This is a genomic window from Pseudomonas sp. FW305-28 (genome assembly GCF_017351395.1).
Lineage (GTDB): Bacteria > Pseudomonadota > Gammaproteobacteria > Pseudomonadales > Pseudomonadaceae > Aquipseudomonas > Aquipseudomonas fluorescens_AA.
Genome location: NZ_JACNDD010000156.1, coordinates 1 through 14810 on the forward strand (window position 1 = coordinate 1; position 14810 = coordinate 14810).

14 protein-coding genes are annotated in these 14810 nt (G+C 60.7%); 6 read left to right on the forward strand and 8 right to left on the reverse strand.

What is annotated here, in order from left to right; all coding sequences use genetic code 11:
- Positions 1–38 precede the first annotated feature (38 nt).
- Entirely contained in the window at positions 39–944 is a 906-nt protein-coding gene (locus J4E53_RS25880) for a LysR family transcriptional regulator (protein WP_060741477.1), read from the reverse strand.
- Positions 945–1074: 130 nt separating this feature from the next.
- Between J4E53_RS25880 and J4E53_RS25885 the strand changes: the two genes are divergently transcribed.
- From J4E53_RS25885 to J4E53_RS25895, 3 genes are read left to right on the forward strand one after another with little or no spacing between them, the layout of a single operon-like run.
- The gene (locus tag J4E53_RS25885) at positions 1075–1773 is read left to right on the forward strand and encodes a CoA transferase subunit A (RefSeq protein WP_060741476.1); all 699 of its coding nucleotides are present in this window, start codon (positions 1075–1077) and stop codon (positions 1771–1773) included.
- Between the two features lie 34 nt (positions 1774–1807).
- Positions 1808–2473 (forward strand): CoA transferase subunit B, encoded by a 666-nt coding sequence (locus J4E53_RS25890; protein WP_003180355.1) that lies wholly within the window; start codon positions 1808–1810, stop codon positions 2471–2473.
- Between the two features lie 11 nt (positions 2474–2484).
- Positions 2485–3666 (forward strand): acetyl-CoA C-acetyltransferase, encoded by a 1182-nt coding sequence (locus tag J4E53_RS25895; protein WP_060741475.1) that lies wholly within the window; start codon positions 2485–2487, stop codon positions 3664–3666.
- Between the two features lie 497 nt (positions 3667–4163).
- On the opposite strand, the gene J4E53_RS25900 is transcribed toward J4E53_RS25895, so the two are convergent.
- From J4E53_RS25900 to J4E53_RS25925, 6 genes are read right to left on the reverse strand one after another with little or no spacing between them, the layout of a single operon-like run.
- On the reverse strand, positions 4164–5906 hold the full coding sequence (locus J4E53_RS25900; protein WP_103309592.1) for an ABC transporter substrate-binding protein: 1743 nt from the start codon (positions 5904–5906) through the stop codon (positions 4164–4166).
- 48 nt (positions 5907–5954) lie between these two features.
- Entirely contained in the window at positions 5955–6227 is a 273-nt protein-coding gene (locus J4E53_RS25905; protein ID WP_053123382.1) for a DUF2160 domain-containing protein, read from the reverse strand.
- A 10-nt stretch (positions 6228–6237) separates the two neighbouring features.
- Positions 6238–7038: a carbohydrate ABC transporter permease gene (locus tag J4E53_RS25910; protein ID WP_060741473.1), complete on the reverse strand. Its 801-nt coding sequence runs from the start codon at positions 7036–7038 to the stop codon at positions 6238–6240.
- Positions 7039–7048: 10 nt separating this feature from the next.
- Positions 7049–7915: a carbohydrate ABC transporter permease gene (locus J4E53_RS25915; RefSeq protein WP_030142069.1), complete on the reverse strand. Its 867-nt coding sequence runs from the start codon at positions 7913–7915 to the stop codon at positions 7049–7051.
- Positions 7912–9021, reverse strand: a complete 1110-nt coding sequence (locus tag J4E53_RS25920) for an ABC transporter ATP-binding protein (protein ID WP_060741472.1) — start codon at positions 9019–9021, stop codon at positions 7912–7914. Before J4E53_RS25920 ends, J4E53_RS25915 begins: the two co-directional genes overlap by 4 nt.
- The gene (locus J4E53_RS25925) at positions 9021–10115 is read right to left on the reverse strand and encodes an ABC transporter ATP-binding protein (protein ID WP_103309591.1); all 1095 of its coding nucleotides are present in this window, start codon (positions 10113–10115) and stop codon (positions 9021–9023) included. Before J4E53_RS25925 ends, J4E53_RS25920 begins: the two co-directional genes overlap by 1 nt.
- A 422-nt stretch (positions 10116–10537) precedes the next feature.
- Here J4E53_RS25925 and J4E53_RS25930 point away from each other — a divergent pair, with 422 nt between their 5' ends.
- Positions 10538–12382 (forward strand): sigma-54-dependent Fis family transcriptional regulator, encoded by a 1845-nt coding sequence (locus tag J4E53_RS25930; protein ID WP_060741470.1) that lies wholly within the window; start codon positions 10538–10540, stop codon positions 12380–12382.
- A gap of 155 nt (positions 12383–12537) precedes the next feature.
- On the opposite strand, the gene J4E53_RS25935 is transcribed toward J4E53_RS25930, so the two are convergent.
- Positions 12538–13044, reverse strand: a complete 507-nt coding sequence (locus J4E53_RS25935) for an anti-virulence regulator CigR family protein (protein WP_103309589.1) — start codon at positions 13042–13044, stop codon at positions 12538–12540.
- A 127-nt stretch (positions 13045–13171) separates the two neighbouring features.
- Between J4E53_RS25935 and J4E53_RS25940 the strand changes: the two genes are divergently transcribed.
- Both J4E53_RS25940 and J4E53_RS25945 read left to right on the forward strand, forming a co-directional pair.
- Positions 13172–14383: an MFS transporter gene (locus J4E53_RS25940; protein ID WP_103309587.1), complete on the forward strand. Its 1212-nt coding sequence runs from the start codon at positions 13172–13174 to the stop codon at positions 14381–14383.
- Positions 14384–14615: 232 nt separating this feature from the next.
- Positions 14616–14810 (forward strand): hypothetical protein (locus J4E53_RS25945; protein ID WP_207268210.1); only part of this gene is annotated, 195 nt, incomplete at its 3' end.

Here is a 14810-nt window from a genome sequence, read left to right on the forward strand (position 1 = left end):
AGCAAGCTCGCTCCCACAGGATCATCGTTCCCACAGGGTCAGTGTTCGCCTGTGGTCAACGTGCCCAATTCCTGATCCCTGAGCGTATCGAACAACGCCTGCGCCGCCGCCGACAGTTCATGCCCCGGCTTGGTCAGCACCCCGATGGCTCGCTCGATCACCGGCTCACTCAAGGTGATGCAACGGGCACCCAGCTCATGCATCTGCCCGACGCACAGTGCCGGTACGGCACTGACCCCCAGCCCACTGGCGACCATCCGTCCGACGGTCGCCAACTGGTGGCTCTCGAACTCCACCGGCAGTTTCATGCCCCGGGCCTGCAGATGCTCTTCCAGCATCACCCGTACCGTGGAGGGTCGTTGCAGCGTGATGAACGGCTGCTCCAGCAGGGTTTCCCAGTGGATTTCGTCGCGCTGGGCAAAGGCTGAATCCAACGGCACCACCGCGACGAAGCGATCGAGGTACAAGGGCGTGAACGCCAGGGACGAACCCTGCATCGGCTCGAACGCCACGCCCAGTTCGACATGACGATCACGGACCATTTCCAGCACTTGTTCGTTGATCACATCGTTGACCGTGACGTTGACATTCGGATAGCGGGCGCGGAAGGTCTTGAGGATCGGCGGCAACAGGTTGCCGGCAAACGAAGGCATCGCCGCCAGCGTCACGCGACCGCGCTGCAAGGTGAAGCGCTGGCGCATTTCGTCCTCGGCGTTGTCCCAGTCGGCCACCAGGCGGCGAGCCAGTGGCAGCAAGGATTCACCTTCGGGGGTCAACGCCACGTTACGGGTATTACGGCTGAACAGACGACCGCCGAGGCCCTCTTCCAAGGCCTTGATGGTCAGGCTCAGGGCCGATTGCGACAGGTGCAGCCGCTCGCAGGCCACGGCGAAACTCAGGCTCTGGGCCACCGCGAGGAAGGCACGGATCTGCTTGAGGGTCATGGTCGCTGTGCTCCGAGGGCAATTATTGAGTTTTATCAATCAATCCAATCTAAAAATCAACTTAACAAATATATGACTTGGCGCAACACTGCATTTCATTGCGACCCCATCAAGAATAAAAGAGGTGTCTATGGCAGGTTTCGACAAACGCGTGAGCTCTTATGAACAAGCGCTGGAAGGCTTGAAGGACGGCATGACCGTCATCGCCGGCGGCTTCGGCCTGTGCGGTATTCCGGAAAACCTGATCGCCGAGATCAAGCGCAAGGGCATCCGCGACCTCACCGTGGTGTCCAATAACTGCGGCGTCGACGGTTTCGGCCTCGGCGTGCTGTTGGAAGACCGGCAGATCCGCAAGGTGATCGCCTCCTACGTGGGCGAGAACGCCCTGTTCGAGCAGCAACTGCTGAGTGGCGAAATCGAAGTCGTGCTCACCCCCCAAGGCACCCTCGCCGAAAAAATGCGCGCCGGTGGCGCCGGCATCCCGGCCTTCTTCACCGCCACCGGCGTTGGCACGCCCGTGGCCGAAGGCAAGGAAGTGCGTGAATTCCACGGCCGCCAGTACCTGATGGAAGAATCCATCACCGGCGACTTCGCCATCGTCAAAGGCTGGAAGGCCGACCATTTCGGCAACGTGATCTATCGCCACACCGCCCAGAACTTCAACCCGCTGGCCGCTACGGCGGGCAAGATCACCGTGGTGGAAGTCGAGGAAATCGTCGAACCCGGCGAGCTGGACCCGACGCAAATCCACACCCCTGGCATCTACGTCGACCGGGTCATTTGCGGCACGTTCGAAAAACGCATCGAACAGCGCACCGTGCGTAAGTGATCCCCTGCCCCGGCCCGAATGAAGGAATAAGAACATGGCACTTTCCCGCGAACAAATGGCTCAACGCGTCGCCCGCGAAATGCAGGACGGCTACTACGTGAACCTGGGCATCGGCATTCCGACCCTGGTTGCCAACTACATTCCCGAAGGCATGGAAGTCATGCTGCAGTCGGAAAACGGCCTGCTCGGCATGGGCGCGTTTCCCACCGAAGCCGAAGTCGATGCCGACATGATCAACGCCGGCAAACAGACGGTCACTGCGCGCATCGGCGCCTCGATCTTCTCCTCGGCCGAATCGTTTGCCATGATCCGGGGCGGCCACATCGACCTGACCGTGCTCGGCGCATTCGAGGTGGATGTCGAAGGCAACATTGCCTCGTGGATGATCCCCGGCAAGCTGGTCAAGGGCATGGGCGGTGCGATGGACCTGGTGGCCGGTGCCGAGAACATCATCGTCACCATGACCCATGCGTCCAAGGACGGTGAGTCGAAACTGCTGCCGCGCTGCAGCCTGCCGCTGACCGGCGCCGGCTGCATCAAGCGCGTGCTGACCGACCTGGCCTACCTGGAAATCCAGGACGGCGCCTTCATCCTGAAAGAACGCGCCCCAGGCGTCAGCGTCGAGGAAATCGTCGCCAAGACCGCCGGCAAGTTGATCGTGCCGGACCACGTGCCTGAAATGCAGTTCGCTGCCCAGTGAGGAGAGATTCGATGCAAGAAGTCGTGATTGTCGCCGCTACCCGTACCGCCATCGGCAGCTTCCAGGGCTCGCTGGCTGCCATTCCCGCACCGGAACTCGGTGCCGCGGTGATTCGTCGCCTGCTGGAACAGACCGGTTTGTCCGGCGAACAGGTCGATGAAGTGATTCTCGGCCAGGTGCTGACCGCAGGTTCCGGGCAAAACCCGGCGCGCCAGGCATCGATCCTCGCCGGCCTGCCCCATGCGGTGCCGGCGCTGACCCTGAACAAGGTCTGCGGTTCGGGCCTCAAGGCGTTGCACCTGGGCGCCCAGGCGATCCGTTGTGGCGATGCCGAAGTGATCATTGCCGGCGGCATGGAAAACATGAGCCTGGCCCCCTACGTCCTGCCGGCCGCCCGCACCGGCCTGCGCATGGGCCATGCGAAGATGATCGACAGCATGATCACCGACGGCTTGTGGGATGCCTTCAACGATTACCACATGGGCATCACCGCCGAGAACCTGGTGGACAAGTACGGCATCAGCCGCGAGGAGCAGGACGCCTTCGCCGCCGCTTCCCAGCAGAAGGCCGTCGCCGCCATCGAGGGCGGTCGGTTTGCCGATGAGATCACGCCGATCCTGATTCCCCAGCGCAAAGGCGATCCGGTGGCGTTCGCCACGGATGAACAACCGCGCGCCGGTACCACCGCCGAATCCCTGGGCAAGCTCAAGCCTGCCTTCAAGAAGGACGGCAGCGTCACCGCGGGGAATGCGTCCTCGCTCAACGATGGCGCCGCCGCCGTGATCCTGATGAGCGCGGAGAAAGCCAAGGCCCTGGGCCTGCCAGTACTGGCGAAAATCAGTGCCTACGCCAATGCCGGCGTCGACCCGGCCATCATGGGCATTGGCCCGGTCTCGGCCACCCGTCGCTGCCTGGACAAGGCCGGCTGGTCGCTGGAGCAGTTGGACCTGATCGAAGCCAACGAAGCCTTCGCCGCCCAGTCGCTGGCCGTGGCCCGGGAGCTGAAATGGGACATGGACAAGGTCAACGTCAATGGCGGCGCCATCGCCCTGGGCCACCCCATCGGCGCGTCGGGTTGCCGGGTCCTGGTGTCGCTGCTGCATGAAATGATCAAGCGCGACGCCAAGAAAGGCCTCGCGACCCTGTGCATTGGCGGCGGCCAAGGCGTGGCCCTGGCGCTGGAACGGGCATAACCGACAAGGGTTCAACGGTGGCGGCACGGACCCACGAATATCCGTGCAGCCACTGGCACCACCACCGGCGCGACCTCGGTTGCGCCGGTTTTTTTTGCCTGCTGGTTTATGTGGATGGCTTGCCGGCCTCATCGCGAGCAAGCTCGGCTCCCACAGGGGAACTGTGGTGTATGCAGCATTCATGGATACCACCGAATCCTATGGGAGCAAGCTCCCACAATTGATTTTGGGTGTGCGCAATATCTACGTTCACCACCAAACCCTGTGGGAGCAAGCTCCAACAATGGATTTTGGGTGTGCACAATATCTACGTTCACCACCAAACCCTGTGGGAGCAAGCTCCAACAATGGATGTTGGGTGTACGCAATATCTACGTTCACCACCAAACCCTGTGGGAGCCGAGCTTGCTCGCGATTGCGGCGGGTCTGTCTGTTGCGGTGAGCCCAGGAAAAAAAAACGGCACCTTTCGGTGCCGTTCGTTTTCACATCCGGGGCTTTACTTGCGTGCCGCCTCCCATGATTTCAACAGCTCGGTGTAGCTCACGGTTTCGCCCTTAGGCTTCTCGTTCGCCAGTTTCGGCTTCGGTGCGCCCGGTTGGTCGAACCAGTATTGCGCGTCGCGCTCAGGGTTCATCTTAGGTGCGCAGGTGGCTTGGGCCTTGGAGCGTTCCAGGCGGGTCATGATCGCATCCTGGTCCTTGGCCAACCCGTCGAGGGCCTGCTGCGGCGTTTTCTCGCCGCTGGCAGCTTCGGCGATGTGGCTCCACCACAATTGCGCCAGGCGTGGGTAGTCCGGCACGTTGGTCCCGGTCGGGGTCCATTGCACACGGGCCGGGCTGCGGTAGAACTCCACCAGGCCACCGAGTTTCGGTGCCAGGTCGGTCAGTGCCTGGGAGTTGATGTCCGACTCACGAATCGGCGTCAGACCAACGATGGTCTTCTTCAGCGACACGGTCTTGGACGTCACGAACTGCGCATAGAGCCAGGCCGCGAGTTTCTGCTTCTCAGGCGTGGACTTCATGAACGTCCAGGAACCCACGTCCTGATACCCCAGCTTCATGCCCTCTTCCCAATACGGACCGCGTGGCGAAGGCGCCATGCGCCATTTCGGCGTGCCATCGGCGTTCATCACCGGCAGGCCCGGCTTGGTCATGTCGGCCGTGAAAGCGGTGTACCAGAAGATCTGCTGGGCGATGTTGCCTTGGGACGGCACCGGGCCGGACTCGGAGAAGGTCATGCCTGCCGCTTCCGGTGGCGCGTACTTCTTCATCCAGTCCACGTACTTGGTGGTGGCGAACACGGCCGCGGGACCGTTGGTGTCGCCGCCACGGGTCACACTGGAACCGACCGGATGGCAGTCTTCGACGCGAATGCCCCACTCGTCCACCGGCAAACCATTGGGCAAGCCCTTGTCGCCGCCACCGGCCATGGAGAACCAGGCATCGGTGAAGCGCCAGCCCAGGGACGGATCTTTCTTGCCGTAGTCCATGTGCCCGTAGACGCGCTTGCCATCGATCTCCTTGACGTCTTCGGAGAAGAACTTGGCGATGTCTTCATAGGCCGACCAGTTCACCGGCACACCCAACTCGTAGCCGTATTTCTCCTTGAACTTGGCCTTCAGGTCCGCACGCTCGAACCAGTCGGCGCGGAACCAGTACAGGTTGGCGAATTGCTGGTCGGGCAGTTGATAGACCTTGCCGTCCGGCGCGGTGGTGAAGGAAATACCGATGAAGTCCTTGAGGTCCAAGGTCGGCGAGGTGAAGTCCTTGCCTTCGTTGGCCATCAGGTCGGTGATCGATTCGGTCTTGCCGTAGCGGAAGTGCGTACCGATCAAGTCCGAGTCGTTGACCCAGCCATCATAGATATTCTTGTCCGATTGCATCTGGGTCTGCAGCTTCTCCACCACGTCGCCTTCTTGGAGCAGGTCGTGGGTCAGCTGGATCCCTGTGATTTCGGTAAAGGCCTTGGCCAGTACCTTGGATTCATACTCGTGGGTGGCGATGGTTTCCGACACCACGTTGATTTTCATCCCGCGAAACGGCTGGGCGGCCTTGATGAACCACTTGAGTTCTTCGAGCTGCTGCTCGGCTGTCAGGGTCGACGGCTTGAATTCACTGCCGATCCATTTTTTAGCGGCGTCTTCATAGGCGTCGGCCCAGGCCGCAGCACTCAGCCCGCTGAGTGCCAGCATGGCTGCCAATGAAACGCTATGTCGCAGCTTATTGTTTTTATTGAACATAGAGACCTCCTGTTTGGGTTTAAGAGCCTGATCGGCGAACCTTCGCGACTAGCCCCACCGCATCACTGCCAACAGCCACACCCAAGACAACGCGAACGCTATCCAGATGCTCCAGTCGGTGGCGCCGATCACCAGCAAGTGCAGGTAGGCGCTACCGAGAAGACCGATAAACAACCGATCGCCACGGGTGGTGGCAATCGGCAGGAAACCACGCCGAGGAATGCTCGGCGAACGCAGTTCCCACGTGGTCATGCCTGCCAGCAGCAAGGCGATGACTCCAAAAAAAGCCGCCGTCGGGCCGGTCCAGTTCATCCATTCCATCATCGACTCCTCAGACCCGGCCCAGGGCAAAGCCCTTGGCCACGTGGTTGCGAACGAACCAGATCACCAGCATGCCCGGCAGGATGGTCAACACCCCCGCCGCCGCCAGCACCCCCCAGTCGATACCGGACGCCGATACCGTACGGGTCATGACCGCCGCGATCGGCTTGGCATTCACCGAGGTGAGCGTGCGCGCCAGCAACAGTTCGACCCAGGAAAACATGAAGCAGAAAAATGCCGTGACACCGATGCCGGAGCCGATCAACGGAATGAAGATCTTGACGAAGAACTTGGGGAAACTGTAGCCGTCAATGTAGGCGGTCTCGTCAATTTCTTTCGGCACCCCGGACATGAACCCTTCGAGGATCCACACCGCCAACGGCACGTTGAACAGGCAATGGGCCAGGGCCACGGCAATATGGGTGTCGAACAACCCGATGGACGAATACAGCTGGAAGAACGGCAACAGGAACACCGCTGGCGGGGCCATGCGGTTGGTCAGCAGCCAGAAGAACAGGTGCTTGTCCCCCAGGAACCGATAACGGGAAAACGCATAGGCGGCCGGCAACGCGACCCCCAGGGAAATCACCGTGTTCAGGCTCACGTAGTACAGCGAGTTCAAGTAACCGGTGTACCAGCTCGGGTCGGTGAAGATTACCTTGTAGTTGTGGAAGGTGAAATCCTGCGGCCACAGGGTCAGGCTGCCGAGGATCTCGGTGTTGCTCTTGAACGACATGTTCAGCAGCCAGTAGATGGGCACCAGCAGGAACAGGATGTAGATCAACAGCGGAATCAGCTTTTTCTTGCTCATTGTGCGGGCCTCAACGGTTGGCGTCGGAGTGCGTCATGGCGGTGTAGAACAGCCAGGACACCAACAGAATGATCAGGAAATACACCAGGGAAAACGCCGCCGCCGGGCCCAGGTCGAATTGGCCGATGGCCATTTGCGTCAGGGTCTGGCTGAGGAACGTGGTGGCGTTGCCCGGCCCGCCGCCGGTGAGTACGAACGGCTCGGTGTAGATCATGAAGCTGTCCATGAAACGCAGCATCACGGCGATCAGCAGCACACTCTTCATCTTCGGCAACTGGATGTGACGGAACACGGCCCAGTTCGACGCCCGGTCGATCCGCGCGGCCTGGTAGTACACGTCGGGAATCGCTCGCAGCCCCGAATAGCACAGCAGCGCCACCAACGAAGTCCAGTGCCAGACATCCATCACCAGCACGGTGACCCAGGCGTCCATGGTGTTGGCCGCGTAGTTGTAGTTGATGCCCAGGCCGTTGAGGGTCGAGCCCAGCAAACCGATGTCGGCGCGACCGAAAATCTGCCAGATGGTGCCCACCACGTTCCACGGGATCAGCAGCGGAATCGCCAGGATGATCAGCACCAGGGACGACCATTTGCCCTTGGTCGGCATGGTCAGGGCGATGGCGATGCCGAGGGGAATTTCAATCAGCAGCACGCACGCCGAGTAGATGAACTGGCGCAGCAGCGAATCGTGCAGCCGCGGATCGAGCAGCACCTGCTTGTACCAGTCGGCGCCGACGAAGTAGCGGCTGGATTGGTCGAAGATGTCCTGCACCGAATAGTTGACCACGGTCATCATCGGAATCACGGCGCTGAAGGCCACCAGCAGGAACACCGGCAATACCAGCCACCAGGCCTTGTTGTTCTGCACCTTGTTCATGGCTGCACCTCGCTCAACGGTTCCAGCAGGTATTCATCGGCATAGACCATCAGCCATTGGGCCGGAAAACTGATGTACGCCGTGCCTTCCGGCACCGGCTTGTCTTCGGCCAGGCGGACCTTCAGCGGCGCGCCATCGAGGTTGAGGGTCAGAATCTTGTAGGTGCCCAGGTCTTCGACGTGCACCACGTCAGCCTGCATCGCGTCGTCGTAAGGGCCGTCCCAGACATGCACGAACTCGGGACGGATACCGACCTTCAGGCTTTTGCCTTCGGCTTCGGCGACACGACGTTGCAAGGTTTCCGACAGCGGCAAGTGGGTCGAGGCGAAACCGACACCGCCGGGCTGCGCCGTGACCTCGATCAGGTTCATCCCCGGGCTGCCGATGAAGTAGCCGACAAAGGTGTGGCTCGGGCGCTCGAACAAGTCCCGGGGCGTACCGAACTGCACGATCTGGCCGCCATACATCACCGCGATCTTGTCGGCGAAAGTCGAGGCTTCCAACTGGTCGTGGGTGACGTAGACCATGGTGATGTTGAACTGCTCGTGGATCTGCTTGAGCTTGCGCCGCAGTTTCCATTTCAGGTGCGGGTCGATCACCGTCAGCGGTTCGTCGAACAGGATCGCCGACACATCGTCGCGCACCAGCCCGCGGCCCATGGAGACTTTCTGCTTCTCATCGGCGGTGAGGTTGCGGGCCTTTTTGTCCAGCAGGTTCTGCAGGTCCAGGACCTCGGCGATTTCCTGCACCTTGGTGTGGATCCGCGCTTCGGCCATGCCCTGGTTGCGCAGCGGGAACGCCAGGTTGTCGAACACCGTCATGGTGTCGTACACCACCGGGAACTGGAACACCTGAGCGATGTTGCGGTGTTCCGGGGTCAGGTCGTTGACGACTTTGCTGTCGAACATCACCTGCCCTTCGGAGGGGCTGAGCAAGCCGGAGATGATGTTGAGCAAGGTGGACTTGCCGCAGCCCGAAGGTCCGAGCAGCGCATAGGCGCCGCCCTGCTCCCAGATGTGGTTCATCTCGCGGATCGCGTAATCCTCGGGGCCCGCCGGGGTGCTGGTGTAGCTGTGGGCGAGGTTCTGCAAACGAATTTCAGCCATCAGGCAACCCTCGCGATACGCTGCCCTGGGGCTTGGACCAGCTTGCCCTGGGCGTCGAAAACAAACAGTTTATGGGTCGGAATGTAGATGCGAATCGGCGCGTCCACGTCGTACTCATGCACCCCTGGCAAGTGCAGCACCAGCAGGAAATGTTCGTTGCGCACGTGCAGGAACGTCTCCGAGCCGCTGATCTCGGCCACTTCGACGGTCACCGCCAGCTCGAGGTCGTCGTCGTTGCTCGGCACCAGGGAGATATGGCTGGGGCGCACGCCGAAACGGAACTCGCCCTCACCCACCGGGCGCAGGTCGACGTTCAGCGGGAAGTGCACGAAATTGGCGAAGCTGACTTCGTTGCCGGCGATACGACCCGGCATGAGGTTGATCGGCGGTTCGGAAAACAACTCGGCGGCCAGCACCGTTTGTGGCTGGTGATAGACAGAGGACGACTTGCCACTTTGAATCACCCGGCCCTCATGCAGGATCGTGGTGGTGCCGCCCAGGGCCAGCGCTTCGTTAGGCTCGGTGGTGGCGTAGACAGCGATGGTATGGCGGGCCTGGAACAGCTCGCGCATTTCCTGGCGCAGCTCTTCACGCAGCTTGTAGTCCAGGTTCACCAAGGGCTCGTCGAACAGGATCAGTTCGGCGTCCTTGACCAGTGCCCGGGCCATGGCCGTGCGCTGCTGCTGGCCGCCGGACAATTCCAGCGGATGGCGCTGCAGGAACTTCTCGATCCGCAGCATCCTGGCGGTTTCCAGCACCTTGCTCTGGATGACTTCGTCGGACACACCAGCCTGGCGCAACGGCGAGGCGATGTTTTCGAAAACGGTCATGGTCGGGTAGTTGATGAACTGCTGGTAAACCATCGACACGTTGCGCAGCCGCACCGGGCGGCTGGTGACGTCGACGCCGTTCATCAGGATGCGGCCGCTGTCGGGCTTGTCCAGACCGGCCATCAGGCGCATGAGGCTGGTCTTGCCGGACAGCGTGCGGCCCAGCAGGACGTTGAAGGATCCGGGTTCGAAACTCAGATTGGCATCGTCGATCCAGGTCTGGCCTTCGACGGTGCGACAGATGTGCTCAAGCTTTAATGACATGGCTCGGCCTTTTTATTATTTGGAGTCAAGCGACCCGAGTTGCAAAGCGAAAGCCGTGCCAGAAATCACAACCCATTGACTTGGCTTATTTTTTTAAAAAAACATGAGAGAAACACATTCGCAGATGAACACAAGTGAACAGCCACGACTGAACAACTGAACAATCTTCGGGTTGACAATGAACAATTTTGAACAACACTGAATGAACGTTTTCGGTTAGCCTGGCCATGCCCTTTGTGGGAGCGAGCTTGCTCGCGATAGCGGTGGATCAGCAGCATCGATGTGACTGACACACCGCTATCGCGAGCAAGCTCGCTCCCACAATGGTCTGTGTTATTACGTGCTATTCAGGCTTGCCCCTGCACAAGGAGTCTGTGCGAGACTGATCACAACAATAAAAACAGCACCTGCGAGAGTGCCCCATGGCCGCACCTGCTCCTGCCTTGTCCCACGAGGCCATCATCCAGGCCTCCTGGTCCCGTTGCCGCGCCTTTGGCCTGAATCACCAGAGCGTGCCGGCCTTCGATCAGTTGCCCGCCCAAGGCATCGCCCAACTGCTGGAGAGCCAGCATTCACTGGTGCAGACCACCCATCAGGAAGTCCTGCCGTATTACGAAAACATCCTGAGCAACTCCAACTGCCTGATCATGCTGGCCGACAACCAGGGCCAAGTGCTGACCTCCTGGGGCACCCAGCGCTTCATCGAGCCGAAACTGGCCCATGGCTTCAGCGCCGGGGCAAGCTGGATGGAGCGCTGCACCGGCACCAACGCCATCGGCACCGCGCTGGCCTGCGAACAGGCAGTGCACATCGAGCACGATGAACACTTCCTCAAGGCCAACCGCTTCATGACCGGTTCCGCCGCGCCGATCTTCGATGCCGAGCGCAAGGTCATCGCCGTACTGGACGTCTCCAGCGACAGCTACCTGCCGCCGTCCCACACCCTGGGCATGGTCAAGATGATGAGCCAGACCGTGGAGAACCGGCTGATCCTCAACTTGTTTCGCGGTGAACACTTCCAGCTGACCTTCAACACCGGCTTGAACAACCTCGACAGCCAATGGGCCGGGCTGCTGATCTTCGATGAGAGCGGCCAGGTGCTTTCCGCCAACCGCCGGGCCGACAACCTGTTGGGCCTGAGCCTGTCACGGGTGAGCATTGAAAGCCTGTTCAAGGTTTCGCTGCTGGAGCTGCTGAACCAACCCGACGGCCTGCCGTTTGCCCTGCAAGCGTCTGGCAGCAATCGATTCCAGTGCTTGCTCAGGCGCCCGAGCCAAGTGTCGATCAGGGCCCGGGTCTTCACCGAGGCGACACCTGCGCCAGCCCCCGCCAGCAACGCCATTAGCCTCAATACCCTGCACTTCGGTGACAACCGTGTGGAAAAAGCCGTGCGCCAGGCCGAGCGCTTGCTGGAGAAGGACATTCCGCTGCTGATCCATGGCGAGACCGGCGTCGGCAAGGAAGTGTTCGTCAAAGCCCTGCACCAGGCCAGCTCGCGCTGCAAGCAGCCATTCATCGCCGTCAACTGCGCGGCGATCCCCGCCGAGTTGGTGGAATCGGAACTGTTCGGTTATGAAAAAGGCGCGTTCACCGGCGCCAACCAGAAAGGCAGCATCGGCCTGATCCGCAAGGCCGACCGCGGTACGCTGTTCCTCGACGAAATCGGCGACATGCCCCTGCCGACCCAGGCCCGACTGTTGCGGGTCTTGCAGGAGCGCTGCGTGCAACCGGTGGGCAGCGCCGAGTTGTTCCCGGTAGACATCCGTATCATCTCCGCCACCAACCGCTCGCTGCGCGAACAGGTGCAGCTGGGGCGGTTTCGCGAGGACTTGTACTACCGCATCGGCGGCCTGACCCTGGAACTGCCGCCCCTGCGCGAACGCAGCGACAAGCAGGCGCTGTTCAAACGCCTCTGGGAACACCACCGCGAACCGACCCAATGGGCCGGCCTGAGCCGTGAGGTCCTGGATTTGTTCGAACGCCATCCCTGGCCGGGCAACCTGCGACAGGTCAGCAGCGTGCTGCAAGTGGCCCTGGCGATGGCCGAGGAACAGCCGATCCGCCCGGAGCACCTGCCCGACGACTTTTTTGTCGACCTGGAAATGGAGCCAGTGGAAACACCGGAGCCGCTGACGGTGGACCTCAACGATACCGAAGACTTGAACCGCCAACTGCAGGCCGTGGGCGGAAATATTTCACACCTGGCACGACGCTTGGGCGTCAGCCGCAACACCCTGTACAAACGCCTGCGACAACTTGAAAGCTGATACAAACCCTGTCCCACAAGGGATTTGTGGTGAATACCGAAACTGTGGGAGCGAGCTTGCTCGCGATAGCGTCAATTCAGCCAATGATGAAGTGACTGAAACGACGCCATCGCGAGCAAGCTCGCTCCCACAGGAGGTTCAGTTGAAACACCGGGTCAGTCGAACGCGCCATTGAGCACTTCGTAGATGATGCCGCTGGCGATCGCCACCAGGATCAGGTCCGTGCCGACCTGCTGCCATTCATAACCGTCATAGTGCGGCAACCGCCCCAGCAGCCGGCCATCAAGCTTCTTGGCGATGCCAGGGGGCAACGGCTTGCCTCGGGCCAGGTTTTTCTGGATGCCCGGCGGCAGTGCCGGGCCGGGGCTCCAGTAATCGCGATAGCCGCCAATCACCCCCAGAATGCCGCCACGGTCAATGCTCGGGCCGTTATGCCAATCGCCGCCGCCTTGGTTTCCCTTGCCGCCCTGGTTGCCCTTGTTGCCGGGATTGCCTTGACCGCCCTTGTTGCCCTGCCCGCCTTTACCTCCTTGCCCGTGGCCCTGGCCTTGATCGAATTGAGCATTCCCCTTGCCGTTGCCCGGGTCCGCGACAACAATGCCAGGGCCCACCGCCAGGGCGAAACAGGTTGCTGCGGCAATCAACGAGCGCGATTTGAACATGGCAGTTCTCTCAAAAAAGGGATGTCCCCTGTAAAGATATAGAGACTAACGGTGATATTAGTTCCATATCACGCTGCGCGCCGCTGGCCGACTGGATTACACCCGAATACAGCAATCAAGGAGTTTCATGCGCAAGGATTACCTGGCTTTTTTTACCTCAATGTTCCTCTCTCGGTTGGCCGACCAGATCTTGCTGTTCATCGTCCCGCTGATTGTTTTCCAGACCACCAACAGCGTCGCCTGGGCAGGCCTGGCCTTCTTCGTCGAGTCCTTGCCACGCTATCTGGCGTTCCCGATCTGCGGCGCGCTGTGCGACAAGTTTCCGCCGATTCGCATCCTGCACATCAGCCAGGTCTATCGCGCCGTGGCCTGCGGCGTGGCAGTGCTGCTGTATGGCATCTTCGGCGGCATCTATTGGATCGTGGCGCTCTCGGCCCTCTGCGGCGTATTGACCACCCAGGGCATCATGGCCCGCGAAGTGGTGATGCCGTACATCTTCAAGCACTACACCTACACCAAGACCCTGTCCTACTCGCAAATCGCCGACCAGACCGGCTTGGTACTGGGCCCGCTGATCGCTGCGCTGCTGCTTGAGGTGTGGGCATGGCACTGGGTGGTGCTGGCGATTGCCGGGCTGTTCCTGCTGGCGGACCTGGCCATGGGGTATTGGCAGCGCACCAGTTCGGTCACCCTGGAAACCTTCGAGCAACCTCACGACCTCTGGCTGAATCCGTTGCGCGTTGCCTTCGGCCACATTCGCAACCTGGCGGAACTGAAAAAAATCATCAGCCTGGCGGTGGGCGTCAACCTGATCATCGGCGTCACCCTCGCCACATCGGCGGCCATGGTCATCGGCCACTACAGCGCTGGCAAGGATGATTACGCCGGGTTGCAGGCGGCCGGTGCGCTGGTCACCATCGTCATCCTGTTTATCCTGGCCCGGGTGAGCTTGCCCTTGAAACTGCTGGGTGCCCTCTCCTACACACTGATTACCGTCGGCGCCTTCGTCACCGCCCTCAGCCCGAACACAGGGGGCTACGTCGTCGGCTTCTTGCTGATCGTCGGTTTCGACAAAATGTTCAACGTCTACTTCCGCACCCTGCGCCAGCAAGTCATTCCGCCCCAGGACTTCGGCAAGACCGTCGGCGTCATCACCCTGCTCAACAACCTGTCGCAACCGCTCGCGGGCCTGCTCGTCGCGGTGCTGGCCGCGCCTGCCGGTACGCAGGAGGTGATTCTGCTGCTGGCGGTTGTCACCGCTCTGATCGGCGCCGCAGTGGTCCTGGTGAACAGGCATTCAACACACGGAGCAAGCGTCTACCGCACCGATACCGACTGACCCTGCCGGAGCGTCGGTTTGTATTATCAGTGACTTATTGTTGAGGCATGGTTGAAACGTTGCCAGCGTCGAGGACGTCTGCCCCGCCATTCGTCACCTGTCCAATGGCGGGGCCAACAAGCGGCCCTGTCTGGCTCAGGGTTTGCACTGGCCTGTCTCAGCAGCCAAGAACGACGTAATTCTGACGCGGCGGCAAATTAATCAATGCTTGGTCAGCAAACGGAGATGTACCGTGTCAACTCTCAACGAAATCGCAGCGAACCACGCGAGAATGGCAAAGTTAAAGGAAGAAGAGTCGATGCGGCTGAGTGCGCTTCAGGGGCAGGTGGTGGGGAGTTTTGAAATTCCACCCATCGAGGCGCCGCAGGAGATGTCGCTGCACTTCATGACGGGAGGACAGGATCACTCGTTTGGAGAAGCATCTGCG

Coding starts and splice junctions, on each gene's coding strand:
- J4E53_RS25885 (WP_060741476.1), top strand. CDS start 1,075: ATGGCAGGTTTCGACAAACGCGTGAGCTCTTATGAACAAGCGCTGGAA.
- J4E53_RS25940 (WP_103309587.1), top strand. CDS start 13,172: ATGCGCAAGGATTACCTGGCTTTTTTTACCTCAATGTTCCTCTCTCGG.
- J4E53_RS25900 (WP_103309592.1), bottom strand. CDS start 5,906: ATGTTCAATAAAAACAATAAGCTGCGACATAGCGTTTCATTGGCAGCC.
- J4E53_RS25915 (WP_030142069.1), bottom strand. CDS start 7,915: ATGAACAAGGTGCAGAACAACAAGGCCTGGTGGCTGGTATTGCCGGTG.
- J4E53_RS25895 (WP_060741475.1), top strand. CDS start 2,485: ATGCAAGAAGTCGTGATTGTCGCCGCTACCCGTACCGCCATCGGCAGC.
- J4E53_RS25920 (WP_060741472.1), bottom strand. CDS start 9,021: ATGGCTGAAATTCGTTTGCAGAACCTCGCCCACAGCTACACCAGCACC.
- J4E53_RS25930 (WP_060741470.1), top strand. CDS start 10,538: ATGGCCGCACCTGCTCCTGCCTTGTCCCACGAGGCCATCATCCAGGCC.
- J4E53_RS25925 (WP_103309591.1), bottom strand. CDS start 10,115: ATGTCATTAAAGCTTGAGCACATCTGTCGCACCGTCGAAGGCCAGACC.
- J4E53_RS25905 (WP_053123382.1), bottom strand. CDS start 6,227: ATGGAATGGATGAACTGGACCGGCCCGACGGCGGCTTTTTTTGGAGTC.
- J4E53_RS25935 (WP_103309589.1), bottom strand. CDS start 13,044: ATGTTCAAATCGCGCTCGTTGATTGCCGCAGCAACCTGTTTCGCCCTG.
- J4E53_RS25880 (WP_060741477.1), bottom strand. CDS start 944: ATGACCCTCAAGCAGATCCGTGCCTTCCTCGCGGTGGCCCAGAGCCTG.
- J4E53_RS25890 (WP_003180355.1), top strand. CDS start 1,808: ATGGCACTTTCCCGCGAACAAATGGCTCAACGCGTCGCCCGCGAAATG.
- J4E53_RS25910 (WP_060741473.1), bottom strand. CDS start 7,038: ATGAGCAAGAAAAAGCTGATTCCGCTGTTGATCTACATCCTGTTCCTG.